A 25793-nucleotide genomic window follows, 5' to 3' on the forward strand; every position below is an offset into this window, starting at 1 on the left:
ACTTTCACTCATTTCCTATTACATAAACTTTGTGGCATAGTTCATCACTTTTACGGAATCTGCGTCTTCGCCTTTTAAAAATCCTGTGACACGTCCTTCGCACATTACCATAATCCTGTCTGACATTCCGAGAAGTTCAGGCATTTCAGAGGAAATCATAATAATGGATTTGCCCTGTGCTGCCAGTCTGTGCATAATTGTGTATATTTCATATTTAGCACCTACATCAATTCCCCGGGTTGGCTCATCCAATATTAATATATCCGGATCCGTAAGAAGCCATCTTGCAAGGAGTACCTTCTGCTGATTTCCTCCTGAAAGGTTCTCCATCAATTCTTCCAGATTTGGTGTTCTGGTTCTTAGCTCTTTGTTAGATTTGCCTGCCGCCTCTGCTCTCTTTCTGTTGTTCAGCACACCGTTTTTGGCATATTTTTTCTGACTTGCAATTACCGTATTATCGAGAACGGAAAGAATGCCAAAGATGCCGGTTGCCCGCCGCTCTTCCGTGAGCAGCGCAATGTTCTCTCCTATAGCGTCACGAGGGGACTTTATCTGAAATGGCCTGCCATCTTTAATAATTGTCCCTGACACAATCTCCCGCAGTCCAAAGATTGCCTCTACCACTTCCGTCCTCTGAGCTCCCACCAGTCCGCCGATTCCCAGTATTTCACCTTTTCTCAGCTCAAAACTAACATTCTTGAAAGACTTCTCCATTGGAGATGTAAGCCCTTCCACTTTCAATACAACTTCATCCGACGGAACATATTCTTTGGGCGGGAACCGGTTTGTCATATCACGTCCCACCATCCTGCTGATGATCAGATCAGTTGTAAGATCCTTTGAATCCCAGGTCCCTACATACTGTCCATCCCGCATAATTGTAACCTCGTCCGCTATCTTCAGAATTTCTTCCATTTTGTGTGATATGTAGATAATCGCGCACCCTTTTGCCTGAAGCTGCTTTATAATCTTGAACAGATGCTGCGTTTCATTCTCAGTCAAAGATGAGGTTGGCTCATCCATAATAATAATCTTAGAATTATAGCTGACCGCCCTTGCAATCTCCACAAGCTGGAGATTGGACGCAGACAGCTTACCAGCTAGTACTTCCGGATCTATATCCAGGTCTACTTCCTGAAACAGTTCCTTTGTTTTCTGTATCATTGCCTTTTTGTCAACTGCCACCCCTTTCATAGGAAACCTGCCCAGCCAGATGTTTTCCATGACTGGCCTGAACCGAATGGGATGGAGTTCCTGATGAATCATGGAAACACCAAGGTCAAGCGCCTGCTTTGAATTCATTATTTTTTCTTCTTTTCCACTCAGAATAATCTCTCCGCCGTCTTCATGATAGATGCCGAACAGACACTTCATTAAAGTAGACTTCCCTGCCCCGTTTTCACCCATCAGCGCATGAACAGTACCAGCCCTGACTTTCAGGCTGACATCATCGAGTGCTTTTACACCTGGAAAAACTTTGGTTATATGGTTCATTTCCAGTATATATTCGCCCATATCATCGCTCCTCCTTCACAGCCGGAGGCAATATATTTCTGCCTCCGGCCTGCTTTTTGTTACGGCTGTTTATTTCATATAATCCTGATAGTTCTCGTCTGTCACCTTTACATAGTCAATCCAGATATATTTGCCGTCTGTTACAGGATAACCAACATTTTCTTCATTGATTTCTTTTCCTGCCACTGCAGCAGCCGCTACATTGATTGTTGCTTTCCCCTGGTTCTCTGCGTCATTTAGAACTGTTCCCAGCAGAGAACCTTCTTTCATGGCTTCCAGAGCCGGTGCCGTAGCGTCCACTCCTACTACGGGAATATATTTTGTAAGATCGTCTTTGTTTGTATTGTATCCTTCTGTTTTCAGTGCCTCAATTGCACCCAGGGCCATATCATCATTATTGCAAAGTACTGCCTCAATTTTGTCCAGTCCCTGTGACGTAATAAATGCTTTCATCAGATCTGTTGCCTTTGCCTTATCCCACATTGCCGTATCTGCTGCCAGCTTTTCTGTCTTGAATCCGGCTTCTTCCAGTGCTTTGACAGAGTATTCTGTACGAAGTGTTGCGTCTTGATGTCCGGGTTCTCCCTGGATCATGATATACTGAATCACGCCGTCTCCATTCTTGTCAGCTTCCGGGTGTTCTGTAAAGAAGTCCGAAATAATCTCTCCAGAAAGAGTTCCTGACTGCTCTGCCTTTGCACCTACATACCAAACCTTATCGTAACTCTGCATATCATTTTCTTCCGGCTCACGGTTAAGAAATACAATCGGCAGTTTCGCTGCTTTCGCTTTTTCAATAATAGGCCCTGCCGCCGTACGATCTACAGGATTAATTGCCAGGGCATTTACTCCCTTTGTGATAAATGTATCCACCTGCTCATTCTGAGTGGCCTGTTTGTTCTGGGAATCCACCAACTCCAGGTCAGCCCCCTCTGACTTTGCCTGATTCGTCATAGCTGTGCGCACACCGGTCATAAAAGTATCATCAAACTTATAGATCGCAGAACCAATCATGACGCTCTCTTTCGATGAACCCTTGCCCTCATCTTTTGCGTCCGAACTGCCGCCGCCTCTTCTACATCCGGTTGCCATTCCAACTGTCATAATCGCCGCCAGACTAAGTGCCAATACTCTTGCTGCTTTTTTTCTTTTCATTCTACCATCCTCCTGATTCTTTTCTTGTTTCGTAAGCATTCATTTGCTTATCTTGCATTTAGTGTAGGAAAAATCTTTTACAAAGTACATACAAAATTCTTCTATATTGCTTTGATTTTCTTGGCTAGTTGTACAATTTCTATATATTTGCCTTTATCTTTTTGTGCATATTTCTTATATCCCAAAGAGACCGGGAAATTTATATAAATTTCCCGGTCTCTCAAAAGCTGTTATTAATTTCACCTCACTGCACTTGATTCAGTTGTTTTAAGACATCCTCTTTAACTCTCTTAATTACTGCCAATGCCGTACTTTCGTTTTCGCCCTTTGTATAAAAGTACAATTTAACTTTTGGTTCTGTTCCAGACGGGCGCACCGAAAACCATGTTTCATTTTCCAACACGAACTTCAAAACATTGGATTTACTTATATCTTTATACCCATTTTGGTAATCTATCACTTCTTCTACTTTCATGCCCCCAAATTTAGTGGAACGATTTGCGCGGAATGCTTCCATCATGCGTCCGATACGCTTTGCACCTGCAGTTCCTTCCAATACAACAGAAATCTGTTCTTCTTTATAATAGCCATACTTTTCATATAACTCATGAAGCACCTGAATAAGGGTTTTCCCCTGTTTTTTGTAAAATGCCGCCGCCTCGCATACAAACATGGCCGCACTGATACCATCCTTGTCTCTGACCTCTTTGCTGACTGCATAACCTATGCTTTCTTCATAGCCAAAGACATACTGATATCCTTTTTCTTCAATCTCCGGTATCTTTCCGCAGATATTTTTAAATCCGGTTAATGTTTCAAACATCTGGATGCCATAGGCCTTACCTATGGCCGTTCCCATATCCCCGGTTACAATCGATTTAATTATAGCTCCTTTTTGGGGCAGTTTACCCGCAGCTTCCAGCCCCTCCAGCAAATAGTGGATTAAAATTACCCCAGTCTGATTCCCGTTCAAGGCAACATAATTTCCTTCTTCATCCCGCACTTCAACCGCCATTCTGTCTGCATCAGGATCTGTGGCGATGAGTACCTCCGCTCCCACGTTTGCACCTAGTTTCTCCGACAAGGCAAAGGCTTTTGGATCCTCGGGATTTGGATATCCCACAGTTGTAAAGTCCGGATCCGGGAATTCCTGTTCGGGTACAACATGAATACCCGTAAAACCCCTCTCAGATAAAATTGTTTTTACCGGTATACTACCCGCGCCATTTAAAGGAGTGTAGACAATGGATACACCCTTTTCCAGTTCGTCCCCGTCCCGGATTGAAAGAGACTTCACCAGGTTCATGTAATCCCGGTCCGTTTTTTCAGGGAGGACCGTGATAATTCCGACCTGCACCGCTTTGTCAAAGTCTACACGTGCAGCACCCCCGAACATATGGACCTGCTGTATTTTCTCGTACATCCCGTCTGCAATATCCTCCAGAACCTGTGCCCCACTCTCCCAATAGACCTTGTACCCATTATATTGCTTTGGATTGTGGCTTGCAGTAATATTAATCCCGGCCGCAGCCTTCAACTGACAGATTGTATACGACAATTCTGGAGTAGGCCGCAGCGATTCAAAAATAAATACATGAATACTGTTCGCCGCCAATATTTCTGATGCCAGTGTGGCAAACTCCCTGGAGAAATGACGGCAGTCATAAGCTATAACAACTCCTCTCTGCCTGTACTCCTCCCCTTTTTCAGAAATAAAATCCGCTATTCCCTGAGTTGCCTTTCCAACTGTAAACTCATTCATTCTGTTCGTCCCGGCACCCAGCTTTCCTCTTAATCCAGCTGTCCCAAACTCCAACTCTTTGCAGAAACGCTCCTCTATCTCTTTTGTATTTCCCTTTATCTCTTCCAATTCACGGCGCAGCTCTTTGTGCCCCTCAAGCTTATCCAGCCATTGTAAATAAACCTTATCTGCTTCCATACAAAAATACTCCTATTCCATTTTTGTTCTTACTTACACATGCTTATTTGCGTATAATATTTCCTTCAAGCCTTGGTGCCGTCCGTCTGTACGTAACTGCAGGGTACCCAATCAGCATACAGCCTGCTATGGCCTTTTCTCCTACCTCCAGCCAATTTCTTAATGCAGGACTTTCGCTGATTACCCGCATCATATACCCGCTGAATAGAACCCCCAGACCTTCCGATACCGCCATATTCTCCATGTTCGCCGCCGCAAGTCCACCGTCCATGGAGTGATTATCCGTTGCAATGACCAGAAATGCAGGCGTGTTATAAAGGAGATTATCCTCACAGGGATTTTCCCTTCGTCTCTCGTAAAAATGTCTGAAAATTTTTGCATATATAGGAGTACTTTTCTTAAATATATCAATCAGCTTCGGAAGTATCTCCCATACCAGGTTCCTGAACTCCTCCATATTATCCTGAACAAAAACAAAGGTAGTTGCCTGCCCATTTTTGGCAGTTGCCGTGTAACGTCCCGCCTGCAATATATTTCTTACTTTTTCCTCTTCTATTTTATCAGGCTTAAAATTGCGGATGCTTCTCCTAAACTTTATGGCATGCAGCATATTTTCCGGGTTTATGCAAAAGGTCCCCGGGTCATACTCCTCGACGTCCTGCATATCGTATCCGGAGATGGAGACCGCCTGAACCGGACAGACGGCCACACAATGTCCGCATTCCATGCACGGTGCCGTGTAAGCGGCTTTCCCAGCAGTCATACAAATGGATTTAGACGGACAATCCGCTGCACAATCACCACAGCCGATACATAATTCTTCATCTATTAATACCATATAATTGCCTCCTTCAAGCTAAAAGTATCTCATATCATTCATTGGTAAAATTGTAGCATAATTTAAAAAGATAATAAACATAAAATCCAAGGAACTTGAAAGTAGGGCACTCGGCTTACTTTTAGATCTAATTTGATACTAAGGGGTGAAACATATTCCTTTATTTCTAGTGTAATGAATACGTACATAAGCCCCCCTCCCGCAAGACTCAAATCTGGAGTTAGTTCTTGATGATGTTACGCCTGAAGCCCTTGTCAATAAAATGGGAGAAAACAATGACGTATGAGGAGAGATTATTTTGAAGCATCCTTTATTAACATCATGAATTATTAGATATTCTTGATTTAAAAAGTTAAGCAATCTATAAAAGGCCTATTAAAACGAATAATTTTTATTGTATTTCTCCCCTCTGCAAGGCTATACTATATGCATATACGGTAATCCGTATAGTTAGCAAAACTTTACGAAAGGAGAATTTTTTATGAAAGCATCTATTGACAGAGACGGATGTATCTCATGCGGCCTTTGTGCCGAAACATGTCCTGATGTATTTCGTATGGCAGATGACGGCCTGGCGGAGGCATATGGGGATGTTACATCGGATACAGAAGACGCAGCAAAAGAAGCAGCCGAGAATTGCCCCGTCAGTGTAATCACTGTTGAGTAATTTGAGTGATTTTTTTCTGCACATAAGACGGCTGCCGTATGAATTTTATTTTCATACGGCAGCCTCACTCTTAATAAACTATAACAAACCCGCTTCTTAGAGGTCATTTATGCAGACTGTTTTTCAAAAGCTCCTGGAAGACACCATGACATACAATACCAGGCCTGTCTTCATCTACAAAATATTTTACCCATGTTTTTTAACCACATGCAGCACTGCTGCCGCAAAAAGTATTAACCAGCACTATACCGAAAATGCCCTGGCTGCGGAAGCGCACTGTAGAACTGAGCTCTACCCTCAGGCCGTTGAAACCGCCAGGTACATTGTGGACAAAAAGCCGCCTTTTAACAGCTACACTTTCGAGTCCGTCTATAAAATCACTTATAATCAAGCCTGCGTCTCCAGTCTTTATTTTGACAGCTATACTTTTATGGGCGGCGCCCACGGCGCAACATTTCGAAACTCCGATACATGGGACTTTTCCACCGGCAGCCGTATAGAGTTAAAAGCTTTCTATCCCAAGGGAGCTCCCTTTGCCGAATATCTTTTTGGCAACATAGAACGGCAGATAGCCAAACGGCTGAAAAGCACTCCAGGCTCCTACTTCGATGATTATGCACAGCTGCTTCGGGAAAACTTCCATCCGGAAAACTATTTTCTAAAACCGGAAGGCATTGTTATCTATTACCAGCAATATGATATTGCACCTTATTCCACAGGACTGCCGGAATTTTTGATTCCTTTTTCCACCTTTAAACAGGATTTCTGAACCTGATGGCCAGTTTCTATTAGTCAAACAGATAACTTGTCATTGAAAGTGAGCTCAGCACACAGGAATCATTAAAGACTCTGGCTCTCTCCTCCTTTTTCGATGCCCCCAGAACATAAAGAAGGGGTGCAAAATGATCCATGGCCGGAACCGCAAGCTCTGCTGACGCTCCGGCCCTGGAATAATTGATTACCTTCTCATATTTGTGGTTCAATATGCTTTCTTTTATATACTCGTCAAATTCCCGGGCCCAGTCCTCCCCCGCCTCTTCTATAGCCCAGTTAGTTCTGTAAAGATTATGTACAACATTACCGCTTCCCAAAATTATTACTCCCGGTTCCGCAGACCGGGTGTATACCAGTCGTTCCTCTCTTCCCCATTAATGTATAGGTGCTTTTCCCAGGCATACTCCATTAATAAAAGGATAGCTTTCTGGCTGCCGTATTTTCACTTCCGAAGAGTGATCAAATTCTGCATCCTCCCGAATATGAATATAAGGCGGTGAGATAATTAAAAACTGTGGCGACTCACCTTTTCTTCTGCAAAACTCCTTCATCCGAATCACAACCTCCTCCATACCATAGCGTATCTCTGATGCTGATACATTATATCTGCACTTTGTGTCATTTGTCCCCAGCATGATAATAATAACATCCAGCGGGAAATGTGACATCACACACTGCGCCGCATAATCCAACCCATTCCTGAAGGGTTCCAGATTGTCCGAAAATACTGTTGTTCTTCCGTTTAGTCCTTCTTCAATGATTTCCAATTCCCCACACCGAGCCAGTCTTCCCGTCCAGCGTATGTACCCGGGATAGCGGGTTCCTTGTCCCGGCATATAGCCCCAGGTATTAGAATCTCCATAACAGAGCACTTATAAATTGCAAAGTGAACATATTGAAAAGGCGCACCTCATAAATTCTAAGGTGCACCTTTCCAAACTCTCAGGAACTTATTTTGTTATCTTTATATCGTAATATTCCACGCTGCCATCCTGAACCTGCAGTCCTATTTCATATTCCGTTTTTTCATAAACACGATATGTAAAAGCTACTTTTTCCCCGATGAAAATTTCAACCATATCGCGATCAATGATTACTTTTACATCAATCACATCCCCCGTCTTCACCGAGAATGTTTTTTCACATACACGGATGCCATCCGGTCCGGGATCTTTCGGCTCTCCCACGTTGGTACAGGACTCTCTCCAAAAAGGATCTACATCCATCGGCAGATTTACAAGTGACACCCTCTGCATACCGGGTTCCACTCTCAGCTCCAGACACCTTGCAGCCTTCTCATCAGATTTTAGCAGCAGACCAAAGTAATCACGGCAATCTCCCACCTTCATTTTACACCTAAACAGCACGCTTTCTTCTTTGAATTGAAAGAAACCGTAGTTCAGTGTCCCTTCTGCGTCCAGAACAATTGTTTTGTCTCCAAACTTCCGGGCCTCTCCCCAGACGGGCTTATATGTCCACTCTACCGGCCCGGTTATAGATTCTGCAATCTCATCTGGCATTTTTACATCTAATTCCCCGTCATCATTGGCCACAACTTCATGGGGGACACAGAACGTCCCTCCCCAATACCATTCTCCACGGTCACTTTGTTCCGCACGATCATGTGCCCACGCAAAATAAAACCTTCTTCCCTCATCGTTTTCCATTGATTTCGCTGCATAGAACCTTCTGCCGCCGATTCCGTCCATTTTCGGAGTCCGCCAGGGGCCGAAAGGAGACTTAGACACACGGTATACTGTATTAACAAACTCAGAGAACCTGGAATAGGACAGGTACCAATTGTCTCCTATTTTATACATTTCACTGCATTCCGGGCAATTTGTATGATAAGGCTTGTATATAGGACCATAATATTTCCAGCTTTTCAAATCCTTGGATCGATACAGAATAATGCACCCTGTCTTAGTCGGCGGCCCTTCTTTCAATCTTCCTGAAATCAGCATCCAATAACAAGCATCATCCTCATTATAAAACACATATGGGTCTCTCCAGTCCAGGCGTTCGTACAGTTCTGGAATAGGCCTGATTAGCGGATTATTTGAATCCTTTTCCCACTTAACGCCATCATGACTTGTAGCATGGCATATTGTCTGCTGATCAGTCTCCAAATGATAGTTATAACCAGTATAAAAAATATGATATTGGCCTTCCCCATATATCACAGCCCCTGTCCATATGCCATCTGCATCCGGCTCATCTCCTTCTCCCGGATATAGGGCCGTCTCGAGTTCCTCCCAGTGAACCAAATCTTTTGAGATTGTGTGACTCCATGTTGTGCGGAGCCTCGCTGGGTAAACGGTCGTACCCGTAGGCGGTGTCAGTGAAAAAATATGATAAACGCCATCGTGATAAAAAGGGACCGCATCCCCTGTTGAATCCGCTAATGACGGCTTTCTGAATATTTCCATGGTTGTCCCCTTTCTTATGCTTTACTTACTTTTTTTCTTTTTCCCACTCTGTCAGAAATAATATCCTTCTGTGAATCTATTATAACTGCTATAAGAATGATCATCCCTTTTACCAACAGCTGCCAGAAGGAACTTACACCAATCAGATTCAGCCCGTTGCTAATAATTCCGATTACAATCGCACCAATGACTGTCCCGCTTATGTGGCCGACACCTCCTGCCATAGATATGCCACCCAGCACGCAGGCTGCAATGGCATCCATCTCATAACCCTCACCAGCCTTGGGCTGCCCTGAATACATACGAGAACTTAACACAATCCCCGCAAATGCCGAAAGTAAACCGGTAATTGTGAATACAAGAATCTCTATCTTTTTAATCGGCACACCTGACAACCGGGCTGATTCACGGTTTCCTCCTACAGCATACACATAGGTACCAAACTTTGTTTTGTTTAAAAGAACGGAAAAAATAATAATTAGAATAATCATATATACAACCGGCAGCGGGACAATGCCAAACAAGTATCCCGTTCCAATCATTGAATATGCGTCCGAGGTAATGCGTGTAGAGCGTCCACCGCTGTATATATAAGCAATCCCTTTTGCCATGTTCATGGTAGAAAGGGTAACAATAAATGCAGGTACCTGAAACCATGCCACAATAACTCCGTTAAAAAGACCTACTAGTGTCCCAAGTGCCAGACCAATCATAATTGCGGGCAACATAGGTATTCCATTCGTTACAATAAAACCAACTGTTAGTGTTCCGCTCATAGCCACAATGGAGCCCACAGACAAATCAATGCCTCCAAGTATAATAACCAAAGTCATACCTAATGCCAGAAAAATGTTATTTGAAATCTGACGTAATACCGATATAATATTTTTTGTTGTCAAAAAACTTGGAGTCATGAATGACAGTATTACTCCAATCAATACCATTACACATAAAATGCCCGTATTTGATTTCAGCATACTGATAAACGGATTACTGCTTTTAACTTTCTTTTTGTCACTCATCTCTATTCTCCTCCTGTAGCAAATCTCATGATTGCTTCCTGATCCAGCTCATCACGGCCCAATCTTCCTACAATTTTCCCGGCTTTTACAACGCAGACGTTGTCGCACATATTAATAATCTCCGGCAATTCTGAGGAAACCATAATAATAGCCATGCCCTCCGCGGCAAGGCTGTTGATAATGGCATAAATTTCGGCTTTTGCCCCTACATCTACGCCTCTGGTAGGTTCATCCAATATCAAAAGCTTTGGTTTCGTAGCAAGCCACTTGGCCAGTACAACCTTCTGCTGGTTTCCTCCGGAAAGACTGGATACAGATATATCTGTAGAAGCAGTCTTTATATTCAATCCTTCCACATAATCATTGATGACATGTTTTCGCTTTGTTTCACTCAGCAGCGGACCATTCATCACAGAATCCAGACTGGCAAGTGTTATATTGAACCCCACAGAATTAAGTAATGTCAGCCCCTGTTTTTTACGGTCTTCCGGTACCATTGCCATGCCATTATGAATGGCATCCTTGCTGGATTTAAACTTTACCTCTTCGCCTGACAGGAATACTTTACCGCTTTCAAAAGAATCATTTCCAAAAATAGCCTGCATAATTTCACTTCTCCCGGCTCCGACAAGCCCGGAAAAACCCAGTATCTCTCCTTTATGTACAGAGAAACTTATATCCTGGAACACACCCTCCTTTGTAATATTCTCCACCCGCAGTACTTCTTTATCAGTCATGTTGTAATCACGTGTATAATAGTTCGTAAGACTCCGTCCGACCATCATACTGACCAATTTGTCAGAATTCGTTTCTTTTGTATTTACCGTGCCTACATAGGTGCCGTCCCGCATAACGGTTACACGGTCCGTGACGGCAAAAAGCTCTTCCATTCTGTGAGAAATATAGATAATACTTACATTGTTCTGCTTCAGACGGTGTATCGTTTCAAAAAGCTTCCCCACCTCTTCATCTGAAAGAGAAGATGTGGGCTCATCCATCACCAGGATCCTCACATTAAAGGAAATTGCTTTTACAATCTCTACCATCTGCTGCTGCGCAATACTTAAATTTCCCACCTTTGTGGTCACATCAATATGAAGCCCCAGTTTTTCCGTCATTTCCAGGGCCCTTTCATTCATTTGTCTTAAATCTCTTGTATGGAAAGGTGTTAATATCTCCCGGCCAAGAAAAATATTTTCCGTAACCGTAAGGTAGGGGACCAGCACAATTTCCTGATGTATAATGCCGATTCCGGCATTTTGAGCATCCTGTATACCATTAATATTCACTGCCTGACCGTTAATCTTAATTACTCCGGCATCCGGCTGATGTATTCCTCCCAGCACTTTAATCAGGGTTGATTTTCCGGCTCCGTTTTCTCCCAGCAGCGCATGGACCTCTCCCAGTTTTAATTCAAAGTTAATTCCATCCAGAGCCTGTGTGGCACCAAACTTTTTGCTGATGCCTTCCATCTGTAAAATCACTTTTTCTTCCAATGATCACTCACCTCGCTCAACGCTTTGCATCCTACTACTTATTGCCACTGTCCTGCAGTCTTTTTGGCCTCTTCTACTGATACAAGATGAGAATCCAGCCAGATTTCCTTATCAATTTCTTTTCCCTGCATCAGCTCTTTTGCTTTATCAAATGCTGTCTCTGCAATCTGCACCGGTACCTGTGCCGCTACACATGTCAGCATACCGTCCACCAATGCCGCTTTTCCATCTGGAGATGCATCAATGGAATATACATCAACCTTTCCGGTAAGTCCGGCTGCCTTCAGAGCTGCTGCTGCCCCCAGGGATGATGGGTCATTAATGCAAAAAAATGCGTCCAGATCTGAGTTGGCCTGAATAATATCTTCGGCGATCGGCATAGATTCATCCAATGCAGCCTTACCGTCCTGCTGGGCCACAATGTTAAACTTATCTTTGCTGTCTCCAAGTCCGTCAAGGAATCCATTGACACGGTCTACGCAGCTCTCATTTGAGGGGAAATCCAGAATTGCAATTTTGGCACCATCCGGATAGTCTTTCACCATCTGTTCACCCACAAGCTGCCCTGCCTGATAGGCGTTTGTCGCTATCACAGACTTTACCAAGTCCTTGTCATCATCAATCACTGCTGTATCCACATTAATCACTGGGATTCCGGCATCATTTAGTTCCTGTAGACCCTGACGGATACCTGCAGAATCGACTGGTATTACAAACACAGCATCAAATCCCTGATTAGCCGCATCAGACAACTGACTCAACTGCGTGTTCAAATCATAATCCGGATCCAGACACGTATACTTATAATCTGCATCATCACACAACTCTTTGAATTTATCATTCATCGAGGACTGGAATGTATTGTTCTGAGTATTTGGCAGAAAAGCAAAATTATATGGCCCCTCCTTCTTTGTCTCTGTTTCTTCCTTTTTATCACTATCATCAACAAGTTTTGATTCCGTTGTACAGCCTCCCAAAATTGAAACTGCCATACCTGCACATAAGATTAAAGATAATATTTTCTTTTTCATATGTTCATCAGCCTCCTTTGTATTATTTACGCAAAATATATCATCCAAGTAAACATTTGTCAATCTCACTTCTTGATTTTTGTTGGTTTTTAATCCATGTTTCATATATTTACGTAAATTATATTTTTAAATAGTTGCTCCACTCTCCAGGTATAGACTCATGCATAATTTCTTTCCAGGCCCGAACAATATTATTCTTTTGTACAAGATAAGGCGAGACTCCTATATACTTGTACTCAGTATATCCCAGCAAGGCCTTTGCAGTAGCCATTGCCACAGCCACCCCCTGTTCAAATGGGCGCTGCGTACTCAAACCCTTCACAAACTTTTCCTGCACCAGGTAGTTGCCAATTTCTCTGTCCAGGTCTGTGGTAAATATAGCTATGTCTTCACGCCCAAGCTCTTCCAATGCCCGAATCACCCTTAATGCAGGCTGATCCCATGAGATATACATAGCTTGTATATCTGGATGCCTTTGAATCATATTTCGCCCAATTTCATAAGCATCCGCAATATTGTAAAACTTCCCTACTGACGCTATCTCAATATTTGCGTAATTCTCGCAGATAACCTGTGTTGCAATTTCATCCCTAAGATGAGTGCCATAGAAAGGAAGGCCATGGTTTATAAATCCCACCTTAACATTTCTTTTCCCCTTAAAGTATTCTCCCAAAAGAGTGCCTACTATCCTCCCGTTTTCCCGCTCATTCACCGATACGCAGGACATATAATCTTCTGTTCCAAAGCCTTCAGGTACATTACTCAAAAACATTAGTTTTGTTTCCCGCGAAAGTTTCTTAAATGTTCCTGCCGTAACATTATCATCGGCAGGAATTGCTATAATTGCATCCAGGTGCTGCATAGCAAGAGCTTCCAGCTGCGTCACCTGAAGTTCAGAATCAAAATTTGCTTCAGTCACTGCTGCTACTGTAACCCCGAGCATTTCAAGCGTCTGCCGGATTCCGTTTTCATGGAGTCTTTTCCATGCAGTACCGCTATAATGAAAAGATATTCCAACTTTAAAGTTCCCGTGTCTCAATCGTCTTTTTTCCTCTTCAGTCAAGACAATATCATCCGGCGAAAATGCCTTTTCACCAAACGGCCCCCTTCCGATCATTTGTGTAGATTTACGCAATGATAAATGAAGCGGCACACGTACTTCCTGTTTTTCATACCTTCTATTTTCTATTTTTGCAGAAATTCTTTCGGCTGCGTACCAGGCCATACTCTGAGTGTCTTGTTTCATAGAAGTAAGAGGAGGCATAACCAGTTCGCACCATTTCTCGTCTCCAAACCCTACCATCGAGATGTCTCGGGGGCATTCCAACTCCATATACTGCAGGGCCTTTAAAACCAGAAAAGTCAGCCGGTTCCCTCCACTAATAAAGGCGGTAGGTTTTCTTGCTTTATAAAATTTTTGGATTTTCTGAATTCCATCCTCTATATCTTCCTCATGAATAATTGAAACCACTTCTTTTTCTGTATAATCCAATTCTGCATCCCGCAAAGCTCTGCGATACCCCTCTAGCCGCTCCGCCACTGCACTTGTAGTCAGATCTCCCAACACAACACCAATTTTTTTATGTCCATTCTTAATTAAATGCTGTGTTCCTTTATATAAAGCATTCTCATTATCAGCGACAATACTCTCATCCTCTTTTCCAATAACAGCTCTTTCCAAAAAGACCGTCGGAATGTTCCGTGCAAATAATTTTTCATAACTCTTCAAGTCCATCCTGCATGGGCTTAATATAATCCCCGCCACTTTTTTATCTAGCATAAGACGGTTTAATATCTCTGCTTCCTGTCGATAATCATCATTCGAAAAATAAACAGCAGCCACATATCCCTTTTCTCGTAAGAAAGCAGCTATACCATCAACAAGCTGAACATAAAGCGTGCCCATTATAGAAGGTACAACAATCGCCACCTGTGATTGTTTTCCAATCTTCATGTTGCTGGCTTTTTTTTGAATCTTCATTTTATAGTCACTGTTGTTTATGGCATCTTCTACTCTTTTTACGAGTTCTGGACTTACATACCGGGTTTTATTAATTACGTGAGAAACAGTAGCTACCGAGACTCCTGCCGTTTTTGCAATATCCTTAATCGTTGTTCCCATACTACGCGCCTCCAATTTACGTAAATTTTATACGTTTTTAGTCTATCATTCTTTTCCGTGCATGTAAATCCTTGCTTTTTAGCAAATTTATTGATTTTTCTGTTTGCTTTAAATAGTTGAATTTAAACCGCTCTTTTTATTTGATTGCATTCTTTGATTGTGATATATTTACTAGCAATAAGAATGCTAAACATACTTTAAGAATTACAGAAATGAGGACATACCATGACTAAAGAATCCCTCAATACAGATAATCTACTGCAGTTTATTTTTACGGACACCGGCTTTTATGCTGAGACCACCAATCTTTCTTTATCTGACACCGATGCACAGTGGAGGACTGCTTTTGATCGGAACTGTTACGATGCTCTGTTTCAGTTCAGTTTCGAAAGAAAAACAAAGTAAACAGACACTGTTAAACGCTGTACCTTTTTCAATCGGAGCGGAGTATATTACCGAAGATTGGCTGGAAAATGTCTTTTCGCATCTCCGGCAGGTTTTTGCATCTGATATTGCCGTCTATAAAGGAAGTGTAAGCATGTACCTGGCTGAAAAGAGCCAGCATCTCCAGGTACCGGAACGTATCTTCTTCCACCTTGTAGAGAGTCATCAATCAGATTATCCCTTTGCATTTCTGGCAACTTATGCAACGCGCACTGCACAGGGAGCTATCTCACATATGCCTTTAGAATATGCATTGACAGAATATAAAAATCAGCGAGAAAAGCTGCTTTCTCTTCTTTCCTGCCTGAATAAAGCGGCTGAGGTATGCGAATTAATTTCAAATTTTGTAGAGACCGGAGAATTATTTCATCCCCTCCGGCTTACAGCTGCCGAGGCATACGCCTTTTTAAAGGCTATCCCCGATATTGAGAAAAGCGGAATTCTCTGCCGCATTCCGAACTGGTGGAAAAGGAAAAGCTCCTCTGTTTCTCTTTCCCTCAGTCTTGGAGATGAAAAGCCGTCTATGCTTGGTTTTGATACATTGGTATCGGTAAAGCCAAGTCTTACCGTCGACGGCACCCAGTTATCTGCCGAAGATATTTCTCTTCTGCTAAATCAGACAAACGGGCTTGCTTTCTTAAAAGGAAAATGGATTGAAGTAAACCATGCACTCCTGGAACAGCTGCTAAAAGAGATGGAGGAATCCCAGAAAGCAGTTCCCTTAATGGATGCACTTCGCATGGATATCCACCCGGAATCTCCGAACGATGGGGCTTTTGCTCCACAGGTTACAAACGGTACATGGCTGAGCGGACTTCTGCAGGACTTACGTTCTCCCGGACGTATCAAGGCGCCCGCTCTGCCGAAAAGCTTTACTGCCTCCCTCCGACATTATCAGAAGACCGGCTACACCTGGCTGAACTACATGAATGCATTGGGATTCGGAGCTTGTCTGGCCGATGATATGGGGCTTGGCAAAACGGTTCAGGTTCTGGCTTATTTGGAAGCACTGCGCAAAAAATCCCCATCCTCCCATGTTTTGCTGGTTGTCCCCGCCTCTCTTTTAGGAAACTGGGAAAAGGAAACTTTACGCTTTGCGCCCAGGATGTCCTTTTGCATTCTGCATGGAAAATCAGCCCCTGCATTATCCGAAGAGCTTTCCGGGAAACATGCGTTCCTTTATATCACAACCTACGGCATGACATCCCGCATAAAGGCACTGGCGGAAACAAACTGGCAATGTATAGTTCTGGATGAGGCACAGGCAATTAAAAACCCTGCCACAAAGCAGACTAAAAATATTAAAAAACTGCATTCTGATATGAGAATTGCCATGACGGGTACCCCCATCGAGAATGACTTGTCCAACCTGTGGTCCTTATTTGATTTTTTAAATCAAGGGCTCCTTGGAACCCCCACCGAATTTCGGGATTTTTCAAAAGGTCTGGACACGCATCCCGAAGGTTATCAGAAACTAAAGACAATGGTTTCCCCCTTCATTCTGCGCAGGCTGAAAACGGATAAAAGCATTATTGCGGACCTTCCCGATAAGCTGGAAACAATCGACTATTCAGGGCTTTCTAAAAAGCAGATTGTTTTATACCGTAAATTCATTTCGGACTTAGAGCGCAGACTATCGGATTTTGAAGAGGGAATGGAACGTCGGGGCCTGATTCTCTCTTCCATCGTAAAGTTAAAGCAGATATGCAACCACCCGGATCAGTATCTTGGAGGAGAAGTTTTTATTCCTGAAGAGAGTGGAAAGTTTCAAATGCTCCGTGAGATTTGCGAAACAATCTATGAAAAACGGGAGCGCGTTCTTGTATTCACACAATTTAAGGAGATTACAAAATATCTGGCAGATTTTTTGGAGAGCATTTTTCACAGTAAGGGGTATATTATCCACGGCGGCACACGAATCAAGAAGAGGGGCGAGCTGGTTGATGCCTTCAATGGAGAGCCATATGTCCCGTTTATGATCCTTTCTGTAAAAGCAGGCGGAACAGGGTTGAATTTGACCGGTGCCAATCATGTGATACACTTTGACCGCTGGTGGAACCCGGCTGTGGAAAATCAGGCTACAGACAGAGCCTATCGTATCGGGCAGACTAGAAATGTCATGGTACACAAACTCGTATGCGAAGGTACCATTGAAGAAAAAATTGATGCTTTAATTAACTCCAAAAAAGAGCTGGTTGACAACGTAATCGGCTCCGGAGGAGAAAAGTGGATTACCGAGCTGAATAACGAGGAATTACTTTCGCTTATGCGTCTGAGCTAGAAAGGAGAAATACTTATGAGCAGATATTGGAATACAGGTGATACTTATTCACAGATTTCTGTGGCAGAACTGCGCCGTATATGCTGATTATAGTTCCCGCCTGGAGCGGGGAAAGCGATATATTCGTTCCGGTGCGCTGGTCGATTTGAAGATTCAGGGCGGCAAAATTCTCGCCCGTGTTCAGGGTACACGCAGAACACCCTACAAAGTAGAAATTCGCATCAGTCCTCTCTCCGAAGAACACTGTCAGGAGATCATTCATAAATGCGGACGGAAAATAGAAAACCTTGAAGCCCTGGTTTCCGGTAACTTTCCCGATGATTTGAAGGAACTGTTCACCGGCAAAGACGGTCTTTTCCCGTCACCTAAGGAAATCAGTTTTCAGTGCAGCTGTCCTGACTGGGCGCTGCTTTGTAAACATGTGGCTGTGGCGCTTTACGGGGTCGGCGTAAAGGTGGACGAAAATCCCTTCTTATTCTTTGCACTGAGAGGCATTGATATTGACCGGTTTATCGATGTAACACTCAACAGTAAAACCGAGCAAATGCTGGAAAATGCAAAACAGCCCAGCAGCCGCATAATCGAAGATACAGAAATATCCGACTTATTTGGTATTCTATAGGCATCAGGCGGGAATAAAATTCCATTTTCCAGTCTGTTGACAATCATATCAATCTCTGGTAGAATAAATTAGTCATGACTAACTAACATTATATATTATTCAATTCCAAAGGAGAAAACGATATGAACCTTAAAAAGATTACCGGTCTTAATAAAGCCATGATTGTCATTATTGCTGCCTCTTTTCTTGCAGGCTGCTCCAATTCATCCTCAGTTAAAAACAACACTGCAGAGAGTAGCTCCTCCGCAGAAAGCACAGATTCAGATACAAAATACCCCATCACTATCGAGCATGCTCTCGGTGAAACTGTCATAGAAAAGAAACCTGAAAAAATTGCAACTATATTCTGGGGAAATCAGGATGTTCCACTTGCTTTTGGTATAGTTCCCGTCGGCGTTTCCGAGGCCAATTATGGGGTGACAGATGGCAGCGGACTTCTTCCCTGGACTTTGGAAGGTTTCCGGGAATTGGGTGTTGATTCACCTGTACTCTTCCATGATACAGACGGGCTGGATTTCGAGGCAATCAGTGATGTGCAGCCTGATGTTATTCTTGCAGGCTATTCCGGAATCACCCAGGAAGAATATGATCTTCTCAGCGAAATTGCTCCTGTAGTCGCCTATCCCCAAAAGCCCTGGGTCACCTCTTGGAGAGAGCAGATTCTTCTGGATTCTAAAGGCATCGGGATGGAAAAAGAAGGGGAAAAACTGATAGCTGATCTGGAAAATGAAATAGCAGAAAAGATAACCGCCTATCCCCAACTGGAAGGAAAAACCGCTGCATTTATGTATTTCACTCCGACAGACCTGGGAAATTTCTATGTTTATCTTACAGCAGACCCGCGTGCAGCTTAACTGACAGATTTAGGGTTGACTCTGCCGGATTATCTGGAGGAACTGGAAGGCGACTCTGATGAATTTTCCGTAGGAATCAGTGCAGAAAATGTAGACAAGCTGCAGGATTTAGACATTATCATCGCTTATGGCGACGAAACTCTGGTAAAAACACTGCAGGATGACCCCCGTCTCGGCACATTACCTGCCGTACAGAACGGTTCTGTGGTAGTTCTGGATAATGATACTCCTATTGCAGCCTCCTGTACGCCAAGTGCCCTGTCCATTCCTGCCACCATCGATGAATATTTGTCTTTACTGGGAGAGGCAGCTGATAAAGTAAAATGAGACATTCCAAAAAACTTTTTATCGTATTAATCATCAGCCTCATCTGCATTCTGTTATGCATTACTGGTTCTCTTGCCCTGGGTTCGCGTGGCGTATCCCCGGAGGAAATTATAGACGCTCTCTTTCTGGGTAAAGCTGAAACTTTTAATCAAATTGTTGTAAAAGAACGAATTCCCCGCACTGTGTTCAGCCTGATAGCTGGAGCGGCCCTTGGCATTTCAGGGGCTCTCATGCAGGCGATTACCCGCAATCCTATTGCTGACCCAAGCGTGCTGGGTGTCAACACAGGGGCATCTCTGTTCGTAGTAATGGGTATTGCCTTCTTAAATATTCAGACAGCAGGCCAATATATTGCACTTGCACTTCTGGGCGCGGCAATTACCGCCGTATTCGTATACGGCATTGGTTCTATGGGCGCAGGCGGTGCCACTCCAATCAAACTTGCGCTGGCCGGATCAGCAGCCAGCGCCGCTCTGTCCTCATTTGTCAGTGCAATTATGCTGCCTCGCTCTAATGTTATGGATAGTTTTCGCTTCTGGCAGGTAGGCAGTGTCAGTGGGGCAAACTGGACAAACATCCGTGCCGTTCTGCCTTTCCTGATTTTAGGTTTTCTAATCAGTATCCTGCTGGCGCCGGTTCTAAACGCCATGGCGCTTGGGGATGAAATGGCTTCAGTGCTGGGTGTGCACACGGGTATTGCCAGAGCAATCGGCGCTCTGGCCGGAGTCATGCTATGCGGTGCCATTACTGCAGTGGCCGGCCCAATCGGCTTCGTGGGACTCTTGGTCCCTCATGTAATGCGTCTGCTTCTGGGTCCCGATCAGAGGGTTATCCTACCAATGTCCGCCGTGGGAGGCGCTTTACTATTAACCGCGGCAGATATCGCAGGCCGGATACTCGGCAATCCGGGCGATCTTGAATCCGGAGTTGTCACCGCCTTCCTTGGCGCCCCGGTGCTGATAATAATAGCTGTAAGAGCAAAAGGGAGTTCATTATGACAACAAAAAATAAAAACCTAGTATCTAGTGGTTTCCGCAAGAGGAAAAGACGTTATATTTCTGTTACCGTCATTCTTGCCGCAGCCGTCCTCTCATTATGTGCTGCCATGATGTTACTTGGAAATACTTTTTATTCACCATCTACTGTCTGGAAAGTCCTGACAGGAGAAAATATTAAGGGAGCCACATTTGCTGTCCGAACTTTGCGGCTTCCCAGGATGCTTTCCGGTCTGTTAGCCGGGTTTGCCTTCGGAATGGCCGGCAGTACTTTTCAGACTATGCTTCGCAACCCGCTTGCAAGTCCAGACATCATAGGAGTAACCGCCGGCTCCAACGCTGCTGCCATCTTTCTTCTTATCATGATGAATTTATCGGGAGCACTGATATCTGTGGGCGCTGTTCTTGGAGGTGTTTTGACCTCTGCTTTCATCTATATTCTCTCAAGAGGAGGAAAATTTAACGGGGGCAGGCTGATACTTATAGGTCTGGGAGTGCAGGCAATGCTGAACGCATTTATCTCCTATTTATTGTTAAGGGCGCCTCAGCATGATGTCCCGGCAGCTTACCGCTGGCTGAGCGGAAGTCTGAATGGGGTCCGGCTGTCAGACATCCCCATGCTTGCCATTATAGTTATTATTTTCTCTCCCATTATCATACTATCGGGAAAGCACCTGCGTATTCTTGAATTAGGGGAGGATTTCGCTGTCACACTTGGAGTTAATACCGACCGCACCAGAATTTTGCTTATTTTAAGTGCCGTAATATCTATTGCTTTTGCTACTGCCACCACTGGACCCATCGCTTTTGTATCCTTTTTATCGGGTCCAATATCGTCCAGGTTAGTCGGAGCAGGCACACGAAATGAAGTACCAGCCGGACTCGTGGGTGCCGCAGTCTCCAGTTGTCCCGGAAGGAATAGTGGTCGCTGATCTGATAAGCAGGGGCCGGTTTCCGTATCAGGGGCTAATGAAAGGATTAAGCAGAGAAGACCACGCAGCTGTGGTGGAAGCCTTGGAGATTATGGGCATTAGCAATCTTGCCAATCGCCGCCTTGACGAGCTCTCCGGGGGCCAGAGGCAGAGAGTCTGGATTGCAATGGCTCTTGCCCAGGATACAGACATCCTCCTGCTGGATGAGCCCACCACATACCTGGACATTACCTACCAGGTTGAGATTCTTGATCTCTTGACAGATTTAAACAGGCGGAAAGGAACCACAATTGTTATGGTTCTGCATGATATCAACTTGTCCGCCAGATATGCCGACTATATCTTTGCCCTTCGTGAAGGACATCTCGTTGCAGAGGGGATGCCATCTGAGGTGATTAGTGAAGAATTGATTAAGGAAGTATATGGAATGAACTGCTCCGTCATCAATGATCCTGTATCGGGGTCCCCCTTTGTTTTACCAAAGGGCAGACACCACATACTGGACTCCTGCTTAGCATAATAGGCTCTATAGCTGGCTCTTATTTTCGGAATAATTCTCTCCAAATGTTGTAATATATCGTCAACAGAGCGGTCTACCTATGCCTTAGCTGCTGCAATTTCAAACAATAATTTCTTATACGGAAAATCCGAAGAAATGGAATTCGTAATGATTTTTCCTTTTCTCCGGATTCTTTTATACCTTTATTGTTTATCTTATGACAACCAGTAATTATACTCTGGATTCTATAAGATATTTCCCATAATCCTTCTGCAGCAGCATCTGCTCAGATCTGGGCATTGAGATCCCCAGGGTTTCTCTAAGCACATCTTCAATAGTCTCCACCGGTATAATTGTTATTTGGTCTTTTACCTCCTCCGGTACATCCCTTAAATCCCCTATGTTTTCATTCGGGATCAATGCTCTGGTAATACCGGCCCTCTGTGCTGCCAGAAGTTTTTCTTTCAAACCTCCGATAGGCATAACCACACCTCTTAGTGTTATCTCCCCGGTCATCGCAAGTTTTGGATCTACTTTGATGCCGGTAACCAGTGATGCAAGGGCTGTAAATAGTGCAATCCCCGCAGACGGTCCGTCTTTTGGCACTGCCCCTGAGGGAACATGGATATGAAGATCCCTTTCCTTAAAATTAATAGCATTCAGCGGTAATCTGGATTTCAGCAGACTTAAGGAAATCTCTGCAGATTCTTTCATTACATCGCCCAGTTTCCCGGTCATCAGGACTTGTCCGCTTCCCGGCATGCTGGTTGCCTCTATAAAGAGGATTTCACCGCCAACCGGTGTCCAGGCCAGCCCTGTAACTACTCCCGGCGGATTGTCCATCTGCGCCACTTCATGCCGTGACACCCTGTGGCCGAGGATATCCTCCAATTGATCTGCCTCTACAGGATAAAGAGGCTCCCCCTTTTTGGATACAATTTCCGCAGAAGCTACTCTCGCAATGGCTGCCAGCTGCTTCTTTAATCCTCTGACTCCTGCCTCCATTGTATAGTCACTGATGATCTTTCTTATTACATTATCCGGAATCACAAGCTGCTCGCCAGTTAGCCCGTGCTCCTCAAGAACCAGCGGATACAGGTGTTCTTTTGCGATGTGGAACTTCTCCTCACTGGTATAACTGGAAATCTGTATGATCTCCATACGATCCAACAGAGGTTCCGGTATTGTATCCAGCGAATTTGCTGTAGCAATGAAGAATACATCGGAAAGATCATAAGGCTGATCCAGGTAGTGGTCTGTAAACGTATTATTCTGCTCCGGATCTAATACCTCCAGTAAAGCACTTGCCGGATCTCCGCTGAAACCACCTGTCATCAGTTTGTCTACCTCGTCCAGCACCATAACCGGATTGGTGACTCCCGCTTTCTTAATGCTCTGAAGAATCCTACCGGGCATTGCCCCGATATAGGTTCTTCTGTGTCCGCGGATCTCAGCCTCGTCTCTTATACCGCCAAGGCTAAGACGAATGTATTTTCTCCCCAGTGCTTCTGCAATGCTCTTGCCAAGACTGGTCTTTCCTGTTCCCGGAGGGCCTATCAGCAAGAGAATGGAACCTTTCTTATCCTTCTTAAGCTGCATAACTGCCAGATGCTGTAGAATCCTGTCCTTTACCTTATCCAGGCCATAATGCTGGCCATCCAAAATACGCCTCGCTTCTATAAGGTCAATAGGCTTATCTTCTATCTTCTTCCAGGGAAGCGAAACCAGAAGATCCAGATAATTGCGTATGACATTGTATTCAGCGCCATTAGGCCCTTGAGCCTGAAGCTTATCCAGCTCTTCCAGGGCTGCTTCCTTAATATCTTCCGGCATCCCGGCCGCTTCTATTTTGCCTGCATATTCCTCGTCTTTCTTTCCATGTCCTTCTTTGCCTTCATTGAGTTCTTCCTGAATTGCCTTCAGCTGCTCCCTCAAGACCTGTTCTCTGTAACGTTTATTCGCCTTATCCGAAAATCTCTCTGCCATTTGAATCTGCAGTCCAATTGCCTCCTTCTGTTTCAGAAGATAATCCATAAAGCGCAGGCTTCTCTCTTTCATAGATGGATCAGCGATTAATTCATAGATTTCTTCATTGGAAATCTGCATAAACCGGGATAAATATACAATGAGTGAATTTAAATCACTGAAGCTTTCAGCTACGGCGATATAGCGCTTTCCATCCGGAAATCTCTCGCTGATTTCTCTCGTAATCTGCTGCATATATAATATCATATCTTTTTGACTTTTCTCGTCCATATCCTCAACATCGGAACTTGTTTCAAACTGTGCATAAATATAGCTGTGTTCAATGTTCAGTTCCCTTACTTCCACTCTGTCCAGTACCTTTATGGTAAGCTGATATCCTTTCTCGACTTCCTGTGCATCTTCAATTTCAAATGTAACTCCAACCTTGTAGAAATCGTCCGCCGAAACCTTCTCTCTTGCAAAGTTTTGTTTCATGGGCAATGCAATATTTTCTATTGTCTCGTCTTCCAGATATTTCATCTGGCTTTCGCTCAGGTCGCTGACACCAATCTTGGTTACCGCACCCGGCAGCAATACTATATTTGATATTGGAATGACAATTCCGCTTCTTATAGCTTTTTCTAAATTCATCATATAAATCACGTTCCTTTCTATTTTATAATCTATTCATAAGTGAATGTTCATTTAACCAGCAGTAAAACAATTGCGAGATCATTTGTGAACTGCAATTCTCACTTTTAAATCTCGCTAAAACTACTTCATCAACAATGCTTCCTGAACAATGTGAATAAACTCCTTTAACAGCACCTCTTTTTCTTTCTCACTTTTGCAATGATCCACTGCAATTGACTTTATCGGAGAAAAGATGAGTGCCACCAGATTGTCATTACTGTAATCCTTAATTATCCGATCTGCCTTCATACTTAAAATCAGGTCGTTTACCTTGCACATTCCCTGCCTCTTCTCGCAGTTGTTTGCAAGGGACGGACAGCTGGAAAACTGCTCCAGAAAGCTGAAAATTTCTTTATTTTCCCTAATGTAATCATAATAACTGGTGATCAGATTTTCAATCAATTGCCGACCCTGCATCCGGCGGTTGATGCCGTCCAGCAGATGACTGAAAATATCTTCCGAGTATTCATTGTATATATCCTGGAGCATAACCTCCTTATTTTCAAAATATATATACACTGTTGCGGGAGAAACTCCGGCTCTCTTTGCGATTTTTGAGATAGAGGTGCCATGAAAGCCTTCTTCCAGTATTAACTTTACGACTGCCTTCTTTATGCTCTCTTCTTTTCCATCATCCTTCTTACGCATATTCATCACCTCGTAACTATATAATAAATGAGCATTCACTTATTGTCAATTAAATTTTTATAAACAAAAAGAAGCGGTTCTGCTCTCATATCTGAGCAGAACCAGCTTCCTTTATTGCTGTATATGGTTATGCACATAATCCCATTTGCCGCTATCAAAATATATTATCTGCTCCTTTGGAACATCCAGTACGTACACAACCGTTCCTGGTATAGGCCTGAGACAATTTTCGGCACTCATAGAGCTCCCGATGGGGCCCTGGGAGGGTTTTGTCATTTTGCCGGCTATACAGCCTTACCGTTTTGCCACTCATAGTTTCTCCTTTCGTCATGGCTTTAATTTAATCAGAACTTCCTGCTTTCTTCTTTTTATTTCGCAGATCCTTCATATTTTTTCGCAGCATAAATATAATAAGGATTGTAAGTGCTTCAAAAGATAGCGTCGTGTAATCTCCATGCAGATCCTGTAAAATTAACCTAAAATGTCTTTAGGAGGTTATACAATGGATCAAGGTAATAGAGCTTTATGGAAAGAACGGATTCAAG

At 43.7% G+C, this 25793-nt stretch carries 21 protein-coding genes and 1 pseudogene; 9 read left to right on the forward strand and 13 right to left on the reverse strand.

Features of this window, described 5'->3' with window-relative positions:
* Positions 1–18 precede the first annotated feature (18 nt).
* The 4 genes from BN3456_RS09025 to BN3456_RS09040 all read right to left on the reverse strand — a co-directional run bounded on the left by BN3456_RS09025 (position 19) and on the right by BN3456_RS09040 (position 5447).
* Positions 19–1515 carry a sugar ABC transporter ATP-binding protein gene (locus BN3456_RS09025; RefSeq protein ID WP_089983814.1) on the reverse strand — a complete coding sequence of 499 codons (1497 nt, stop codon included), beginning with the start codon at positions 1513–1515 and terminating at the stop codon, positions 19–21.
* 69 nt (positions 1516–1584) lie between these two features.
* Complete coding sequence (locus tag BN3456_RS09030; RefSeq protein WP_089983815.1) at positions 1585–2670, reverse strand: galactose ABC transporter substrate-binding protein; 1086 nt, start codon at positions 2668–2670, stop codon at positions 1585–1587.
* A 244-nt stretch (positions 2671–2914) separates the two neighbouring features.
* The gene (locus tag BN3456_RS09035; RefSeq protein ID WP_089983816.1) at positions 2915–4609 is read right to left on the reverse strand and encodes a phospho-sugar mutase; all 1695 of its coding nucleotides are present in this window, start codon (positions 4607–4609) and stop codon (positions 2915–2917) included.
* Between the two features lie 43 nt (positions 4610–4652).
* A complete protein-coding gene (locus BN3456_RS09040) occupies positions 4653–5447 on the reverse strand; it encodes a nitroreductase family protein (RefSeq protein ID WP_089983817.1) in 795 nt (264 codons plus the stop codon).
* A 481-nt stretch (positions 5448–5928) separates the two neighbouring features.
* Here BN3456_RS09040 and BN3456_RS09045 point away from each other — a divergent pair, with 481 nt between their 5' ends.
* Both BN3456_RS09045 and BN3456_RS09050 read left to right on the forward strand, forming a co-directional pair.
* Positions 5929–6114 (forward strand): ferredoxin, encoded by a 186-nt coding sequence (locus BN3456_RS09045; RefSeq protein WP_089983818.1) that lies wholly within the window; start codon positions 5929–5931, stop codon positions 6112–6114.
* 109 nt (positions 6115–6223) lie between these two features.
* Positions 6224–6883 carry a DUF3298 and DUF4163 domain-containing protein gene (locus BN3456_RS09050; protein WP_089983819.1) on the forward strand — a complete coding sequence of 220 codons (660 nt, stop codon included), beginning with the start codon at positions 6224–6226 and terminating at the stop codon, positions 6881–6883.
* A gap of 19 nt (positions 6884–6902) precedes the next feature.
* Here BN3456_RS09050 and BN3456_RS09055 read toward each other — a convergent pair whose 3' ends face one another.
* The 7 genes from BN3456_RS09055 to BN3456_RS09085 form a co-directional block, all read right to left on the reverse strand.
* Complete coding sequence (locus BN3456_RS09055) at positions 6903–7244, reverse strand: DODA-type extradiol aromatic ring-opening family dioxygenase (RefSeq protein ID WP_089983820.1); 342 nt, start codon at positions 7242–7244, stop codon at positions 6903–6905.
* Positions 7245–7262: 18 nt separating this feature from the next.
* Positions 7263–7760, reverse strand: a complete 498-nt coding sequence (locus BN3456_RS09060; RefSeq protein WP_278280286.1) for a GDSL-type esterase/lipase family protein — start codon at positions 7758–7760, stop codon at positions 7263–7265.
* A 78-nt stretch (positions 7761–7838) separates the two neighbouring features.
* Entirely contained in the window at positions 7839–9317 is a 1479-nt protein-coding gene (locus BN3456_RS09065; protein WP_089983822.1) for a glycoside hydrolase family 32 protein, read from the reverse strand.
* A 14-nt stretch (positions 9318–9331) separates the two neighbouring features.
* Positions 9332–10339 carry an ABC transporter permease gene (locus BN3456_RS09070; protein WP_089983823.1) on the reverse strand — a complete coding sequence of 336 codons (1008 nt, stop codon included), beginning with the start codon at positions 10337–10339 and terminating at the stop codon, positions 9332–9334.
* A gap of 2 nt (positions 10340–10341) precedes the next feature.
* Positions 10342–11835 (reverse strand): sugar ABC transporter ATP-binding protein, encoded by a 1494-nt coding sequence (locus BN3456_RS09075; RefSeq protein WP_347458031.1) that lies wholly within the window; start codon positions 11833–11835, stop codon positions 10342–10344.
* 38 nt (positions 11836–11873) lie between these two features.
* The gene (locus BN3456_RS09080; RefSeq protein WP_089983835.1) at positions 11874–12866 is read right to left on the reverse strand and encodes a sugar ABC transporter substrate-binding protein; all 993 of its coding nucleotides are present in this window, start codon (positions 12864–12866) and stop codon (positions 11874–11876) included.
* Positions 12867–12984: 118 nt separating this feature from the next.
* Positions 12985–14988, reverse strand: a complete 2004-nt coding sequence (locus BN3456_RS09085) for a LacI family DNA-binding transcriptional regulator (RefSeq protein WP_089983824.1) — start codon at positions 14986–14988, stop codon at positions 12985–12987.
* A 289-nt stretch (positions 14989–15277) separates the two neighbouring features.
* Between BN3456_RS09085 and BN3456_RS09090 the strand changes: the two genes are divergently transcribed.
* The 7 genes and pseudogenes from BN3456_RS09090 to BN3456_RS16295 form a co-directional block, all read left to right on the forward strand.
* Entirely contained in the window at positions 15278–17713 is a 2436-nt protein-coding gene (locus BN3456_RS09090; RefSeq protein WP_089983825.1) for a DEAD/DEAH box helicase, read from the forward strand.
* A 37-nt stretch (positions 17714–17750) separates the two neighbouring features.
* Positions 17751–18335 (forward strand): SWIM zinc finger family protein, encoded by a 585-nt coding sequence (locus BN3456_RS09095; RefSeq protein WP_242862845.1) that lies wholly within the window; start codon positions 17751–17753, stop codon positions 18333–18335.
* Positions 18336–18457: 122 nt separating this feature from the next.
* Entirely contained in the window at positions 18458–19189 is a 732-nt protein-coding gene (locus BN3456_RS09100) for an ABC transporter substrate-binding protein (protein WP_347458032.1), read from the forward strand.
* A gap of 15 nt (positions 19190–19204) precedes the next feature.
* Positions 19205–19516, forward strand: coding sequence for a hypothetical protein (locus BN3456_RS16590; protein ID WP_347458033.1), 312 nt, complete (start codon positions 19205–19207; stop codon positions 19514–19516).
* Positions 19513–20514, forward strand: a complete 1002-nt coding sequence (locus BN3456_RS09105) for a FecCD family ABC transporter permease (RefSeq protein ID WP_089983826.1) — start codon at positions 19513–19515, stop codon at positions 20512–20514. Before BN3456_RS16590 ends, BN3456_RS09105 begins: the two co-directional genes overlap by 4 nt.
* Before the next feature lie 110 nt (positions 20515–20624).
* Entirely contained in the window at positions 20625–21443 is an 819-nt protein-coding gene (locus tag BN3456_RS16290; RefSeq protein ID WP_242862847.1) for a FecCD family ABC transporter permease, read from the forward strand.
* Positions 21400–21963, forward strand: a pseudogene (locus BN3456_RS16295) (ABC transporter ATP-binding protein); the annotation flags it as partial. The gene BN3456_RS16290 and the pseudogene BN3456_RS16295, both read left to right, overlap by 44 nt.
* 210 nt (positions 21964–22173) lie before the next feature.
* On the opposite strand, the gene lon reads toward BN3456_RS16295, so the two are convergent.
* Positions 22174–24561, reverse strand: a complete 2388-nt coding sequence (lon, locus tag BN3456_RS09120; RefSeq protein WP_089983829.1) for an endopeptidase La — start codon at positions 24559–24561, stop codon at positions 22174–22176.
* A 120-nt stretch (positions 24562–24681) separates the two neighbouring features.
* Complete coding sequence (locus BN3456_RS09125; protein ID WP_089983830.1) at positions 24682–25248, reverse strand: TetR/AcrR family transcriptional regulator; 567 nt, start codon at positions 25246–25248, stop codon at positions 24682–24684.
* Positions 25249–25793: the final 545 nt, after the last annotated feature.

Origin of the sequence: Clostridium sp. C105KSO13 (genome assembly GCF_001517425.1) — a bacterium.
Classification (GTDB): domain Bacteria; phylum Bacillota; class Clostridia; order Lachnospirales; family Lachnospiraceae; genus Muricomes.